Annotated in this window: 16 protein-coding genes; 4 read left to right on the top strand and 12 right to left on the bottom strand. The window is 35.6% G+C overall.

Annotated features, from left to right (window positions below; translation table 11 throughout):
• Window positions 1–283 precede the first annotated feature (283 nt).
• Window positions 284–589, bottom strand: a complete 306-nt coding sequence (gene rpoZ, locus BCR21_RS13150; protein ID WP_010766464.1) for a DNA-directed RNA polymerase subunit omega — start codon at window positions 587–589, stop codon at window positions 284–286.
• A gap of 4 nt (window positions 590–593) precedes the next feature.
• The gene (gmk, locus tag BCR21_RS13155) at window positions 594–1208 is read right to left on the bottom strand and encodes a guanylate kinase (RefSeq protein WP_069646924.1); all 615 of its coding nucleotides are present in this window, start codon (window positions 1206–1208) and stop codon (window positions 594–596) included.
• Between the two features lie 271 nt (window positions 1209–1479).
• On the opposite strand from gmk, the gene BCR21_RS13160 reads away from it, so the two are divergent.
• Entirely contained in the window at window positions 1480–2928 is a 1449-nt protein-coding gene (locus BCR21_RS13160; protein WP_069646925.1) for a DUF1958 domain-containing protein, read from the top strand.
• Between the two features lie 196 nt (window positions 2929–3124).
• Here the strand turns inward: BCR21_RS13160 and BCR21_RS13165 are convergent, their stop codons facing one another.
• From BCR21_RS13165 to BCR21_RS13180, 4 genes are all read right to left on the bottom strand, one after another.
• Window positions 3125–3412, bottom strand: a complete 288-nt coding sequence (locus tag BCR21_RS13165) for a hypothetical protein (RefSeq protein WP_069646926.1) — start codon at window positions 3410–3412, stop codon at window positions 3125–3127.
• Between the two features lie 70 nt (window positions 3413–3482).
• On the bottom strand, window positions 3483–4367 hold the full coding sequence (locus BCR21_RS13170) for a YicC/YloC family endoribonuclease (protein WP_069646927.1): 885 nt from the start codon (window positions 4365–4367) through the stop codon (window positions 3483–3485).
• A 16-nt stretch (window positions 4368–4383) separates the two neighbouring features.
• Window positions 4384–4602, bottom strand: coding sequence for a YdbC family protein (locus BCR21_RS13175; protein ID WP_069646928.1), 219 nt, complete (start codon window positions 4600–4602; stop codon window positions 4384–4386).
• Window positions 4602–6296, bottom strand: coding sequence for a patatin-like phospholipase family protein (locus BCR21_RS13180; protein WP_069646929.1), 1695 nt, complete (start codon window positions 6294–6296; stop codon window positions 4602–4604). Before BCR21_RS13180 ends, BCR21_RS13175 begins: the two co-directional genes overlap by 1 nt.
• A 324-nt stretch (window positions 6297–6620) precedes the next feature.
• Between BCR21_RS13180 and BCR21_RS13185 the strand changes: the two genes are divergently transcribed.
• Window positions 6621–8045 carry a DUF1958 domain-containing protein gene (locus BCR21_RS13185; protein ID WP_069646930.1) on the top strand — a complete coding sequence of 475 codons (1425 nt, stop codon included), beginning with the start codon at window positions 6621–6623 and terminating at the stop codon, window positions 8043–8045.
• Window positions 8046–8187: 142 nt separating this feature from the next.
• Here BCR21_RS13185 and BCR21_RS13190 read toward each other — a convergent pair whose 3' ends face one another.
• From BCR21_RS13190 to yfmF, 5 genes are all read right to left on the bottom strand, one after another.
• The gene (locus BCR21_RS13190) at window positions 8188–8850 is read right to left on the bottom strand and encodes a hypothetical protein (protein WP_069646931.1); all 663 of its coding nucleotides are present in this window, start codon (window positions 8848–8850) and stop codon (window positions 8188–8190) included.
• Window positions 8851–9132: 282 nt separating this feature from the next.
• Entirely contained in the window at window positions 9133–9711 is a 579-nt protein-coding gene (gene pgsA, locus BCR21_RS13195) for a CDP-diacylglycerol--glycerol-3-phosphate 3-phosphatidyltransferase (RefSeq protein ID WP_069646932.1), read from the bottom strand.
• Between the two features lie 212 nt (window positions 9712–9923).
• Window positions 9924–10856 carry a helix-turn-helix domain-containing protein gene (locus BCR21_RS13200; protein ID WP_069646933.1) on the bottom strand — a complete coding sequence of 311 codons (933 nt, stop codon included), beginning with the start codon at window positions 10854–10856 and terminating at the stop codon, window positions 9924–9926.
• Between the two features lie 437 nt (window positions 10857–11293).
• Window positions 11294–12586, bottom strand: coding sequence for an EF-P 5-aminopentanol modification-associated protein YfmH (yfmH, locus tag BCR21_RS13205; protein WP_069646934.1), 1293 nt, complete (start codon window positions 12584–12586; stop codon window positions 11294–11296).
• Window positions 12579–13847: an EF-P 5-aminopentanol modification-associated protein YfmF gene (yfmF, locus tag BCR21_RS13210; RefSeq protein ID WP_069646935.1), complete on the bottom strand. Its 1269-nt coding sequence runs from the start codon at window positions 13845–13847 to the stop codon at window positions 12579–12581. Before yfmF ends, yfmH begins: the two co-directional genes overlap by 8 nt.
• A 203-nt stretch (window positions 13848–14050) precedes the next feature.
• On the opposite strand from yfmF, the gene mscL reads away from it, so the two are divergent.
• Window positions 14051–14500 carry a large conductance mechanosensitive channel protein MscL gene (gene mscL, locus BCR21_RS13215; protein WP_069646936.1) on the top strand — a complete coding sequence of 150 codons (450 nt, stop codon included), beginning with the start codon at window positions 14051–14053 and terminating at the stop codon, window positions 14498–14500.
• A gap of 151 nt (window positions 14501–14651) precedes the next feature.
• Window positions 14652–14915 carry a hypothetical protein gene (locus tag BCR21_RS13220; protein WP_069646937.1) on the top strand — a complete coding sequence of 88 codons (264 nt, stop codon included), beginning with the start codon at window positions 14652–14654 and terminating at the stop codon, window positions 14913–14915.
• Window positions 14916–14973: 58 nt separating this feature from the next.
• Here the strand turns inward: BCR21_RS13220 and BCR21_RS13225 are convergent, their stop codons facing one another.
• Window positions 14974–15405: a GNAT family N-acetyltransferase gene (locus BCR21_RS13225; protein WP_069646938.1), complete on the bottom strand. Its 432-nt coding sequence runs from the start codon at window positions 15403–15405 to the stop codon at window positions 14974–14976.
• Window positions 15406–15428: the final 23 nt, after the last annotated feature.

The following is a 15428-nucleotide window of genomic DNA, read 5'->3' on the forward strand; positions in this document are numbered from 1 at the left end:
TTCGTTCAGCTTTTCTTTGATCTAGATTCTCGAACCAGCTCTTCGGAAAAAAGATGAAAGTTGCTAGTGCGAAATTACGGCACAATCTTCTTTCCCTATTTTTCTGTCAGAGCTAAACGGGTTCGTTCAGCTTTTCTTTGCCTATTGTACTAAAGAATCAAGCATTTGTCTTGTTCCTCTGATTTCTATTACCAAAAATTAAAGCAGCCGTTCGTTGTTTATTTTCTAAACATATAAAAACTGAGATGAAAACTCTTCATAGTTTCATCCCAGTTTTTATATGTTATAGACTTTTTTCTTCGCGGATGCGATTTTCAAGTTCTTTTTGTTCTTGTTCATGTCTCATTTTTTGTTCTTCTTTTGCCATACGCATTCTTTCGCGTTTCTCTTCTGGGCGAGGATCGTTGATCACTGTTGCAGCGTCGATTTCTTCTAATGCTTGGCCTACGCTTTTTACAGATTCAAAACTTTCTAGTGTTGGTTGTGCACCTTCGTCTAATTCATGCGCACGTTTACTTGCTAGAATCACAAGTGAATATTTTGATGGTACTTCTTTTAATAATGAGTCAATAGATGGTTTTAGCATCATAAGGCTACATCTCCTTCAACATTTTAATATATTTACCAATTACTCGATCAACGCGAAAATGTTCACTCGCGATAATTTCTTTGATTCGTTTCACTGCCAATGGCACTTTATCGTTCACAACAGCATAATCATATAATGCCATCATTTCGATTTCTTCGCGAGCCACACGCATTCTTTCTTCAATCACATCATGATCATCGGTACCGCGACCAACGATTCGTGATTTTAGCTCGGATAAATCAGGCGGCGTTAGAAAAATAAATACGCCGTCTGGCACTTTTTCTTTCACTTGTTCGGCACCTTGGACTTCGATTTCTAAAAAGACATCTTTTCCCTTATCAAGCGTTTGGTTAACATAAGAAAGAGGCGTTCCGTAATAATTCCCTACGTACTGCGCATATTCCAACATTTCACCAGCTTCGATCATTGCTTCAAATTCTTCTTTTGTGCGGAAGTAGTAATCTACTCCTTCTACTTCTCCTTCCCGCATTTTACGGGTAGTCATAGAAATTGAGTACTGAAAATCATTCTCTTCACTATCAAAAATTGCTTTTCGTACTGTTCCTTTACCAACTCCAGAAGGACCCGATAGTACAATTAATAATCCACGCTCTGACATGACGACTTCCTTTCAAAATATGTCTTTTAAGTATTACTTCTATAATGCACTTTTTTTCAGTAATTTTCAAGGCTTTATTGCTTAATATTTTCAAAAAAAGAATATACTCTTCTATCTATCAAAATTGTCACCTCTATTACAAAAATATTTGCAAAAAAAGTATACACTTTATCTACTTTTCAAGTAGAATGAAGTTATTACGCACTTTTATACTCTGACAACTGACCAACTCACAGAAATTGATGTATAAAAAACGAAGGGATTTAAATTTATGTTCATTAAAAAAAGATTTTGGAAAGCCACAACGGCCTTCTTACTTGCTGCTTGTATTTTACTTGGAGGTTTTGCGCAAACAAGTTATGCAGAAGAAGACCTAATGGAATTTGCAAAAAAATCAGGATACCCTATAAAAGACGGCTATCGACCAAAAGCCTCGATTGTGATCGATGCTGATTCTGGTCATATTTTGTGGGAAAAACAACCTGATCTATCTTGGAGTCCGGCAAGTATCGCTAAAGTCATGACTATGTATTTAGCCTTGGAAGCGATGGAGCAAGGTAAATTCAATTTAGACACGACTGTCACTGCAACTGAAAAATATGTAAATATCTCTCAAATTTACGCCTTAAGCAATAATAAAATTGCCTTAGGCGTAGATTATCCTGTTCGAGACTTGTTCTCGATGGTAGCCGTTCCCTCCTCAAATGTTGCCACACTGATGCTAGCAAATCTAGTTTCTGATAATGACGAAGCTGGTTTCATTCGCAAAATGAACGAAAAAGCAGCAGAATTAGGCATGAAAAATACAACCTACTTTAACTGTAGCGGCGCCCAAATCAGTGCTTTTGAAGGATTATATCAAGCGCCAGGCATCGATCCAGAGGGCGATAATAAATCAACTGCTAGAGACTTGGCTATTTTAACCTATAATTTAATCAAAAAATACCCTGATATTTTACAATTCACCAACAAGCCAGTTGTTACGACTATGGAAAATACACCTTATGCTGAAACCTTTGAAACTTATAATTACTCATTACCTGGCGCAAAATACGGTTATGAGGGAGTCGATGGATTAAAAACTGGCTCAAGCCCAACTGGCGGTTTTAACTATATCGCAACAGCTAAAAAAGGCGATATGCGATTAATTGAAGTTGTTCTAGGTGTAGGTGATTGGTCAGATCAAGAGGGCGAATATGAGCGTCATCTTGCTGGAAATGCGATTTTAGATCATGCTTTTTCTACTTATGAACATAAAAAACTACTTTCTAAAGGATCAAATAAGATCAATGGAAAAGAAATTACCCTAGAACAAGATTTTTACGGATTTGCTAAAAAGGATACTGAACCTAGTTTCACATTAGCAGATGGAAAATTATCTTTAAAGAATGAATACGGTCAAGTTTCTCCAAAAATCCCTGCTCAAAGTGTTCAGTACCAAGAAACCAACTCAAAAGCAACGGATGATCCGTCTACCAAAACAGAAAAAAAGAAGACTGTTCCGTCTTCTTCTACAAAAAAAGAAGGACATAATTATCTGGTCACCGGCATCCTAGCTGTCTTAGGTTTGTTGCTACTGGTTCTTTCAAAAGTATTTAGGAAACGGATCGCTGGCGTCAGACGAGGTAGCCGAAAAATAGCAACTCCCGCGACTCGCTTGTTATTTGCTTTAGGAATTATTTTCATTCTTTCAGCAGTTAGTGTATTTATCTTTTTATAAAAAAATAAAGAGGATGAGACAAAACTAAAAATGGTTTTGTCTCATCCTCTAAACTGAATAAACGGTGATGCAAAAGCAACTCCTTCGGAAATAAGCCGAAATTCACCAAAAATTTGAAGAACCATTTTCCGCAAATTCCTTCTTATTTCTCGGAGTTAAACGCTTTTGTCTCATCCTCTTTAAATTATTGATTCTCTTAAAACCCCATATTCGATAAAGTATTCACAACACCCATAATTTCATCATGGCGTTTGATTTTTTTATCCACAGGTCCATCCACTTCTTCGACATCCACACGGACAACGAAACGACGGTTCAATGATACAAATGTATCTTCATTCACACGAATATTGAAAACATCCTCTGTAAATGACACACAAGCATCTTCCCAAACATCAAATGGTTCTTTATCCGAAATGATTTCTCTTTTTACCACAGTTTTCCCGCTTAATTCATGGAACGTTACATCATAATACTTTGACATAATTCTTCACCTCTTTGCTTTCTTCTCTTTAATTATAGCTTTAAAAATCGGAATCACAAACTATTTTCTATTATTCGACATTTTGGATCTGTTCACGAATTTTTTCAAGCATCGTTTTCATCTGAACCACGATGTTTTTGATCTCGATTGGACTGGATTTAGACCCAATCGTATTGACTTCACGATTCATCTCCTGAATCAGAAAATCTAATTCTCGGCCAACAGGTTCTGGCTGTATCAATAATTCCTGCAACTTATCCACATGAATTGCTAAACGATCCAACTCTTCATGTATATCCCCTTTTTCAAGTAAAATCGCAAGTTCCGTCAACAAGCGTGCTTCATCAACTTGACTACCAAGCCAATCATTCAATTTCGTTTCAAATTTTTCACGATAATCCTTTTCATAGGTACCCACAAAGCCTTCCAACTCACTCACCAAAGCAATGAAATCTTGGCAATAAGCGGACAGTACTTGCTGAATTTTTTGACCTTCCTGTAAGCGGCTGGCATCGATTCGTTCGACTGCTTTTTTCACACAATCTAGAATCAGCACGCCAAATGTTTCATCTGCTTCCTGCTTTTCTGTTACCTCAACATAATCAGAATTGTTCAGCAGTTGATTGATGTTTTGCGCAGGATCAAATTCAGCTTTGGGATAATTAGCGGCTAATTCTTGTTGGACTTCTCCTAACAATTGATGGATGAGATTCCAATGAACTAATACTTCTTTATTACCACTACCCGTCTGCTTGATGTTAATGTAGGCTTCGATCCGCCCACGTTGCAACGTCTCTTTCATTAATTGGCGAATAGCCATCTCATGAGGATTGACCTCTTTGGGCATTCGTAATTGAATATCTAGAAAGCGTTGATTGACACTCTTGATTTCAACATCGATTTGATATGTGTCATTTAAAAATGTTTCTTTTCCAAAACCAGTCATGCTTTTCATCGACAGGGTGTCCTTTCTACATAGATTTTATTGCTTTAGATAAGATATCAAACTCTTCATTCGTTAACGTGATTCCTTTACCCATTTTTTCATGATCTGCAGACCAGTCTCTTAAATCAAATTTTGGCGGACGACCATTCCAACTGACCAAATTGAATTCCTTGCGCCAACCTTGGGTATTTTCTGATAATATTGCGATTTCTTCTACGATTTCATATGAAAATTCTTGTTTCATTATTCATCCACTCCTTGTAATATAAATTCTTTCATTAAAATTTGTAACGTTTGTGTTGGTAATTTATCTAGTAAAAAAGCCAAGCGTTGTGGTTTTTCTTTCTCATCTGCATCAAGCAAATTATTCATTAATGATAGCTGTTGTTTGTCAGAAAGTAAAAAGTAATCTTCATAGTATTTTTTCAACCATTCTTGGATAGAAATCATTCCTATTGTCTCCACCAAATCAACCTTCATCTGTCCACTTTTCTGCAAAATTTCGACTAATTCTTCGATCTTATATAGCTTAGAAGCTGAAATTTCTTGACTCTTTGCTAATAATTCGACTAAAACCAAACCGATATTTTCAGTATACACCCTGTCTTTATAAACTTTACGCAATTTCTTACAGATTTTATTTTGTTGTTCAGTAGAATCACATAAGTTTATTTGATAGGCGTTTTTAATGTAGACAAAAAAGTCTTGTTGGAATTTCTCAACATTTTTCAGCGTCTCATCAAACGTATACCAATGACCTAAATATTTCCGACCAATAACTTTCATAGTTTCTAAATAACCTAGCTTGATATTTTGGGTCGAACGAGCCCCATCAAATAAAAGAACCGCTCCCATAGACCACGATGTCTGTAAGTTCAGCATAGTTGCCGTTGCTGATATTTTGATTGGCTTTGTAATCCCAGGACCTTTAACATCGACCACAATACATTCTGTCGCCCCATTTTTTAACGCAATATCGACTGGAATATTATTCCGATAACCGCCATCTACATAATATTTCCCATCGATCTGAGTGGCTGCCATAGCTGGGAAAAAAGAAGCAGACGCCAACAGCCAACTCTGCCATCGATCACTTTTACATGTATTGAAGTGTATATCTTTTTCTTGTAAGTTAGGCAATTCAGTCGTTACTAAATAAAAATCTGATGTCACCTGTCGCATTTTTTCCTGCGAGAAAGTATCATTGATCAACTTACGTAATGGTAATGTTGAAACGCCGTTTGATTGGATCGCATTTACAGTAAATGAGCCGATTTGGCTGACCATACCGCTTAATGTATCAGCTGATGCTGCTGTTACTGGAAATGATAAAATTTTTTGAGTATCGATTTTTTCCCACATATTTTTAGCAGCTTCAAAATCATCTTGTAAAATCAATGCACCATTCAACGCACCTACCGATGTGCCTGTAATGATCTTCAATGAGATACCTAATTCCTCCAACGCTTGCCAAACACCGATTTGATAAGCACCACGGGCTCCGCCACCACCTAATACTAACGCGGTATTATAGCTTAAATCTTTCGTACTTATTCGCCCTTCATGAACCATATATCCTTGTTTCAAGAAAACTTCTTGTAAATGTAAGGTCAGCGATTGAGAAAAATCAAATGTGATCGTTGGTTGAAACGATTGTTTAAAAAGTTTCTCAATCATTAGAAATATTGCTGTCCAGCTAATTTTTAATGATTCTCGTATCAAAACATTGGTGACGACTCCTTCTTCAACGGTCAAAAACATATACGGAGTCTTTCCCCTATAGATAACATACGCAATTCCTGAATTTTCTCGTGTTTTTTTATTAAATACTTGTCTAGCCAAAGTATGAGTACTATAAAAAGGCAGTAATAATATGCTTTTAGAAATCTGTTCAGAAAAGTAGTCCAATTGTGAAGCAACCATCTGTTCAATCTTCATTTCAAATCCACCTCCGTCTTTTTAAGTATACCAAAACTACTAACAAATTACTTTTTATTTAAAGTGTATGAAAAAGAAACAATTTTATTTGTTTTTCACGTAGAATAGAAGCGTTACACTTTTGCTTTAACATTGACTTTGCTAAAAAACGATAGTTTAATAGAAGATGGTGTTTTTATTTCGTCAGTCAAAATTTCGAATCACTTGACCCACTTAGTTAATTAAATACAGATTGCCGACATTTTACGTTTACAATTAGCAACTAAAACGTCAACTTTCCAGTTTATTTATAGAAAAGAATAACAAATTACAAAGGATGTTTATATGAAGAAAAGAACCATTTTACTAAAAATTTGCTCACTAATATTAGTTCTAGGCTATTTTTCAGGTCTCTTCACAGCTGCCAGTGCCTACGCTCAAGAAGATATTCTGACAATCACTCAAAATGCAGGTTATCAAACGAATGAATTTTATAAGCCGAAAGCCTCGATCGTAATTGACGCTCAAACAGGGCAAGTTCTTTGGGAAGACAATCCTGATTTAAAATGGAACCCAGCCAGTATTGCCAAATTAATGTCTGTTTATCTGGTATTTGAAGCAATGGAAAAGGGACAATTCACTTTAGATACAACAGTTAAGGCGACAGACAACGACCAAGCTATTTCACAAATCTATGAATTAAGTAACAATTCGATCGTTTCTGGTGTAAACTATCCAGTTCGTGATCTGCTGTATGCAACGCTCGTACAATCATCAAATGTCGCAACAGTGATGCTGGCAAACCTTGTAACAGCTAATGATGAAGCAAAATTTATCCATATGATGAATGATAAAGCCAAAGAACTCGGTATGACAAATTCGACATTTTACAATTGCAGTGGTGCTGAAACAGGTTCATTCAACGGTTACTATAAACCTGAAGGGATCGACCAAAACGCGGATAACGTCACGACAGCAAGAGATTTAGCGATTCTATCTTATCACTTACTGAAAAATTATCCAGATACGGTGACATACACAAGTCCAACTCAAATCACGATCATGGAAAATACGCCTTACGCTGAAGTTTTAGAAAATCATAACTATTCATTACCTGGCCTCGCTTATGGCTATGAGGGGGCAGATGGCTTAAAAACAGGTTCTAGCCCAACAGGTGGCTTTAACTATGCAGCAACTGCTAAACGGGAAAATACGCGTCTGATCGAAATCGTATTAGGCGTGGGAGATTGGGAAGATCAAGAAGGAGAGTTACAGCGTCATGCTTTTGGTAACGCGATTTTCGACCAAGCTTTCGCGACATATGAATACAAACAATTACTTACTAAAGGGAACAATACCATAAATAAAGAAGAAATAATTTTAGATCAAGATTTTTATGGTCTTATTCAAAAAAATACCGAACCGACTTTTACTTTATCCGCTGACAAAGTAACAATCGATAACGGGCTTGCACAAGTTTCGCCTACAATCAAGGCTCCAAGCGCTACTTTTAAATATGAGAAAAAATTAAAGGCATTACAAAATTCTGTGCTTAAGAAAACAGGTAAGAAAAAAAATGCCTCATCTACTTTTTTTGTTAATGGCTTGCTAATTATTTTAGGACTCTTATTTGCAGCTTTATCAAAATTGTTTAAAAAGGGACCTAACCAGTCTAAAAAATTCAACCTTCTATCCACTTTAAGTGTTCTGTTTATTCTTGCAGGAATTATTTTGAGCATCTATACAGTGGTCGTTGGCCCTTTTATTTAACTAAAAAGAATGCAGCTCCTTTATTAGGCAGCTGCATTCTTTTTAGTCCTTCGCCAACATGACTTGACGAAAAATATAGTTTTATAATATTCACACAAATTTGGGTAAGAAAATTGAGAATTAGTCGTTAGTTATTAGGGAATTATTTATTTTTTTTAAGTTGCTTAATTTCTTTTTCGATTTGATCGATTTGTTTACCTAAAGCTTTTTGCTCGTTTTTATCACGTGATACTTTTTTCTTGTTGATCAATTCTTGTTTCTCTTGGATCAATGCATTGATTTTAGCTGTATTGTCTTCTACAGGTGCTGATGGTGTTGTATTGCCAGTTGATCCACCTGTTGTATTACCATTTTTTAATGCTTGGATTTCGCGTTCGATTTCGCCAATACGGATACCTAAAGCTTTTTGTTCTTGTGGGTCACGGCTAACTTTTTTCTTGTTGATTGCTTCTTGTTTTTCTTGGATCAATGCGTTGATTTTTGATGCTGTGTCTTCACCTGGTGTTGTTGGTGTTGTTGTGTTTCCAGTTGATCCACCTGTTGTGCCGCCTTTTTTCAATGCTTGGATTTCGCGTTCGATTTCGCCAATGCGGATGCCCAATGCTTTTTGTTCTTGCGAATTACGGCTAACTTTTTTCTTGTTGATCACTTCTTGTTTTTCTTGGATCAATGCATTGATTTTTGCAGTGTTATCTACAAGTTGAGCTGAGTTTGCATGTGCTTGAGTAGCGGTCGCAACAACCCCTGTTCCTCCGATTGATAAAGCTAAACCAGCAACTACTGCACCTTTTACAAATTTGTTCATTCTAAATTCCTCCAATTTTTTTTATTCGAACACTACTGTTCATATGATAGTAGTTTCGATACACAAATTATACCCACAGTTTCAAAAAAAGTAAACTATTATTTTATAAACAGTAGTATCAGAAATTTTTATAAGTACCAAAAAAAATGATAAAGACTGATTAAACAAGGTTTTTCATCTTCATTTTTGCAAAAAATAACTTTGGAAAATAAAAAAATCTAACCTTTTTACTCGAAATCAAGTAGAAAAGTTAGATTTTTACTAGTAATTTTTTAATACTCGTTACATTGATCCTTTAAAGACGTTTGCATTTTTCACAAAATAATCGACTCCAGAATAAATTGTAAATAGCAGACAAACGTACAACATAATTTGATCTAATGGAAACCCAATTGCTGCAAATGGGATATTATTGATAAATAATAATATAATCGCAACCATCTGTGTTGCTGTTTTTACTTTACCAGGCCAAGCAGCAGCCATCACTTCGCCGCCTTCAACTAATAGCAAACGTAATCCAGTAACCGCTAACTCTCTACAAACAATGATCGCTACTACCCAAGTTGGTGCTTTTTGTTGCCCCACTAAAACGATAAAAGCCGTCATCACAAGCATCTTATCTGCTAATGGATCGGCAAACTTGCCAAAGTTGGTAACTAAGCCTCGTGCTCGAGCAATCTTTCCATCTAACCAATCGGTAATACTTGCGACTGCAAAAATAATCGCCCCAACTAACTGAGTAATTGCTAAAGATGTTCCCGCTATTGTAATCGTACCCCAATCCATCGGTATGCTAACGACAGCAATAAAAATTGGAATCATAAATATTCTAATAACTGTTAATTTATTTGGTAAATTCAATGCCTGTTGCCCCTCTCTTCTCTTCCTTATTTTACGTTATCTTGTAGAAGGTGTCACGAAAAAAGACACATTTTTATTTTAAAGAAAACCCTGTTAGGTATATTTGATCACAATCTCAATAAATGAGCGAGAAAAATACTTACAACAGCTTGTCATCTATCGTAAATTTTTCTCGCTCATCACCTATGAACAAATAAAATCATATATTTTCTTTATTGTGGTTGAGACTGCTCTGATTGTTCAGTTTGTGCATACGCTAATGTCAAATTAATATTTCTCGGCCCAATTCCAGCACTATTCGGATTGAAATCAGCTTTTTGACCGTCTAATTTGAACTCCATATACTCTGAAGCACCTAAACTAATAACCACTTGCGCCGTTCCAGCTGGGATCTCAACAGATTTTGGCTGCCCAGGTTGAATGGTTTCTTGGTAAAAGTAGCCATTATCATTGTTAGCCGCTGTAGCGATATAAATACCGACCCAACAAGGTCCGGTCACAGCGCTAAATTCAAGTTTTCCTGGATTTGCCACATTAACTGCACTCATATTGACTGTTACACCAGATTCATTTTCAAATTTCACTTCTGTTAGTGCCTTTGGCTCCGAAGAAGAGCTTGAACTTGATGCCTCTGTACTACTTGAAGTAGGGGCTTGGCTCGATTCAGAACTTACTTGGGAAGAAGAATCTCTGATGATTTCAGAGGCTGGCGGTTGGATCATTGGTGCCGCCTGCCGATCTTGCCATGTAATGTAAAAAACAACGATTGCTATTGCTAATCCTATCAACGAAAAAATAACTGCAGGTAAACTGCGCATAAAGCGTTTGGTTTGGCTGTTTTCATCATACATTTGTGTACGTGACTCATCCAATGTTTCATATTGAATCGCTGTCTCTATGTCTTCTGGTTCATCTATTCCATCATAAATCTCGACTAATTCATTACCGTCTAACCCGACCGCACTTGCGTACTGACGAATAAATGCACGTACGTAAAAAGTCCCTGGCATAGAATCAAAATCATTTTCTTCGATTGCTATTAAATAGCGTTTTTGTGTTTTAGTAATTTGCTGCAGTTCATCTAATGACATATTCTGCTGCAGTCGTGCATCTCTTAATTTTTTTCCTATATTTACGCTGGCCACTCGTCCATCTTCTCCAGTCTTTCTAATTTATCAGTTTCACCTAAATCGATCAGGCGATTTTTAATCTGCAGCTTATTGTTAAATAAGATACGGTACTTCTGAATAGCTCCCTATCTAACTGCTCTTTTGTAAGTTTGTAATTGTCTTATGTAAAACGTTTGAGTAAAAATAGCTCAGTTCACTTTAATTACTGAATAAAATAGTTGGAAGCATCAATTCATCCAACTCTTCTAAGGATAACATAAAAAAATACTGATGAGGATAACATTTTTGAAAGTTTTTGTCTAAATATCGGACTTTTTTTATTTCGCATACCTGTCACTTCAAATACTTGCATTTCAACTTTAACATCTGATGATTTTTCTCATTCGTAAGAAAAATCATCAGTGTCAAAAAAATACATTATTACCGCACTATCCGTTTCTAATAAACACTTATTATTTTTTAGGATACATGTAAAAACGGCTCAATCCATCTTTGTTGATAAATGCTTGTGCTACTGCTTTCACGTCAGCTAATTGAATACTTTCAATCACTTCGGGTGTATCAAACAACGTCGTTTCACCATAAAGTGATTGTGAAAATTGGTTTGCGATATATTCTAGTGAGTTTAACGATTGGAAGTATTTCCCAATCATTTTCTTCTTCAACAATGATAAGTTCTCATCTGTTAATTCAGGACTTTTGTCAACAGACAGAAGGATCTCTTCAATTCGTTCAGCTAATTGTTCCGGATGGTCACTGTCTCCTCCAAAATCAGCAAAGTGGAAGCTACGGTCTAAATTAAATTCATAGCCAAAACTATCATCTAGTAAACCTTCGTTATACATATTCAAATAATTTTGCGACGTATTACCAAATAACAATTGGAACAGCAAATTCGCTGTGGTTTTGTATTTAAGCAATTCTTTGCCATCCGTTGGAACTTCATCTAATCCTTTTAAGCCAACAATAACTTTTGAACGGCTGATAGCCATGGAAAGAGAACTTTCTTTAATGATGTCTGTCGCTGTTTCTTTTGGAAAATGACGTTTGATCGGTTCAGCTTTAGCAAATGTTTTTGCTGACTGATTTTTGCGGATAAAGGCCATCATTTCTTCTGGATCCATTTTCCCAACAACAAATAATGTCATATTACTTGGGTGATAAAATGTATTGTAACAAGTATATAAGTCTTCTGCTGTGATTTCGCTAATACTTTCCACAGTTCCTGCAATATCAATATGCAGAGGGTGTTTTGGATAAAGATTGCCTAATGTGCCGAAAAATAAGCGCCAGTTAGAATCATCTAGATACATTTGGATTTCTTGCCCAATGATTCCTTTTTCTTTATCGACTGTTTCTTTTGTAAAGTAAGGTTCCTGAACAAAATCGATTAAGGTTTCTAAGTTTTTCTCTACTTGATCCGTTGTTGAAAACAGGTAGCTTGTTTTTGTGAAACTTGTAAATGCATTGGCAGAAGCCCCTTGACGACCAAATTGTTGGAACACATCTCCATCTTCTTTTTCAAACATTTTATGTTCTAGAAAATGAGCAATCCCATCTGGTACTTTTATAAACTCTGTTTTGCCGATCGGCACAAATTCATTATCGATCGAACCATAATTTGTCGTAAACAAGCCATATGTTTTGTTGTACTCTTTTTTAGGTAATAAATAAACAGTTAATCCATTTTCAAGGACTTCTGTATAGAGAACTTCGTTGATTTGAGGATATTCTTTTTTATTCATCGACTTTTTCTCCTTCCAAAAAGAAAATGGCTTGTAGTTGCACTAATTTTGCAACACGCTGAACATCAGCTAATGTGACAGCTTCCATTCGGCGGATCCACTCGTCATCTTTTAAACGAAGGTGAGGAATCAAGTCATTCAAATATTCATTTTCTAAAACCGCACCTGCATTGTCTAAAGAAAGTAAATATTGATTTTTCAACATTGCTTTGGTTTGTTCAATTTCTAAGTCTGTCACATTACCTTGCCGAATATTATCTAATTCTACTGAAATCAAGCGCAAAACTTGATTACGATTCTTGCCATCGATCCCTGTCTGAACACTTAAAAATCCACGGAATGTATCGACACTGCTAGATGCATAATAAGCTAGATTTTCTTTTTCACGTACATTCATGAATAATTTAGAATGTGGAAATCCGCCAAATACACCATTGAAAATTTGTAGCGCAAAATAGTTTTCGTCGCCATAATAGACATCCGTATGATAGCCCAAATTTAATTTTGATTGTGCCAATATTTCTTGTTCAGAACGTTCTTCGATCACATTTCTAGACGGTTGTGCATAAAAAATATCTGCAATTCCAGATGCGCGATCTTCAAATGGTAATTTATTAAATAGTGCTGTTACTTCAGCTTCATCCACATCTCCAAGAACAAAAATATCCACTTGGTCCTCTCGGATCATTTGTTGATGATATGCCGCAATACTTTCAGCGGTTTCTTTTTCTAAATCAGCGATAGTACCGAAACTTGGAATTTTTTGGTCTTCAGATTGGCTGAAATATAAATTTTGTAAAGCTAAAGAAGAATAGACTTGTTTGTCTTCTGAAATACTTTCATAATAAGCTTTTAAATTCTCTTTTTCGCGTTGGAAAGTCTCTGCTTCAAACTGTCCATCAATAACGTTTGGATAAAATAAAATTTCTTTCACAAAATCAGCCGCATCTGCTAAGACATGGCTATTTTCCAAGTATTTATCATTAACTAAGTTCATGGAAAGGTTCAACCAATGCAAGTTACCTTTCTTGTTCACATTGATCCCAAAACTAGCACCGTATAACTCTGCTAATTTTTCACTTAATTTTACTTGGTCTGGATAATTCAAACTATTGGTTTCCATCAAGCTAGATAGAAGAGTCCGTTTCGTAATCGTTTCTTTATTCAAACACGTATTAAAACGAACCAAAATACGCACTGTTTTATATTTTTCTGTTGGAACAACATGTAAGTTGACCCCTTTTGCTAATGTGATCGGCATCTTGTCAGCTCCTCTTTGTTTTCATCATAATAAAGCCCAGTCTGAAATACAATCATCTGGCCGTTTTTAAATGTTTTTTTAAGATTTTCTACATCCATTTAATTATAGCACAGCTCAACTGTCTTTCCTTGATGTAAGAGTCTTTCATTTCAGTTTTTTTCATTTTTTCTGTATACTGGATTTGAGAAAGGGAGGTTAAACTTATGATCAAAGAATTTAAAGAATTTATTATGCGTGGAAATGTCCTTGATTTAGCTGTTGGGGTCGTTATTGGTTCAGCTTTCACTGCAATTGTTACACAAATCGTTAACGGATTGATTACGCCGTTAATTAGTTTGATATTCGTATTTACTACTGGAGAAAAAAGTGCAGATGATGCGCTAGGCGCCCTTGTTTTTAACGTCAAAGGTGTAGCATTCAACATTGGTGATGTGATTAGTGCCCTTATTACATTTTTAATTACTGCCTTTGTTTTATTCCTAATCGTAAAAGCTGTTAATAAGATGAAGAAAACACCACAACCAGAGGAAGAAGAAGTTACTGGTCCTACAACGGATGATCTATTAGAACAGATCCGTGATTTGTTGGCAGCTCAAAATGCCGCGAAAACAACGACTGTTTTGAATGATAATGCTGAAGAGATTAAAAAGTAGCTTTCAACGATTAACACTAGTTCAATTTTGTAAATTAGCTTCCCCAACAAATGCATCTGCATTTATTGGGGAAGCTTTTGTTTATATTGATGTACCAACAAAGATTGATGTATACTAAATTGATACCTTACATCAAGGAGGAAAAAATAGTATGAAAAAAAGTTGGATTACATCTAAATCTCTTGTCTACATACTTATTCTGGGGTTTGTCGGAGAAATCATTTTGAAAGATAGCTATCCACGGTTAGGAACACTTATTTTCAATTGCGTACTAGGTATCGCTCTCATAGTTGGTGGCTGGCAATTGAAATTAAAGTCAAATTTGTTAGCTCGAATTGTATTTGTATTAGGTGTATTATGGTTAGGATATTTATTTTTATATTATGTAATTGGCTTTAATAATCCGCAATTTTAATTTCTAGTATCGACAAAAAAATTGACACACATTTTTTCATGCGTGCCATTTTTTTTATTTAGTTTCTCCTCATATGGATATGAGGAATATCATCTTCCAAATACACATCAGAAATAGCTTCAAACCCAAAAGTTCCATAAAAATTTGTTAGATGCGCTTGCGCACCAATAATAATGGGACGATTTGGATATTTCTCTTCGACAACTTTCAACGTTTCTTCTAAAAGTTTATTTCCTAATTTTTTCCCACGATAATCAGGATTCACTATTACTCTACCAAAAGTTACCGTATCACCTTTATCAATGATTCGGGTATAGCCTACAATATCTGATCCTTCTTGCAACCAAGTATGCCAAGCAAACTCGTCAGCGTCATCCACCTCTTGATAAGGACAGTTTTGTTCAACCACAAATACAGCGATTCTAAGCTTTACGATTTCTAGAAATTCTTTAGTCGTCAATTTTGTAAATTCTTTTACATGATACTCCATTGCATTGACCTCCTCAATACGTC

Source organism: Enterococcus ureasiticus, assembly GCF_001730285.1.
GTDB classification, from domain to species: domain Bacteria; phylum Bacillota; class Bacilli; order Lactobacillales; family Enterococcaceae; genus Enterococcus_L; species Enterococcus_L ureasiticus.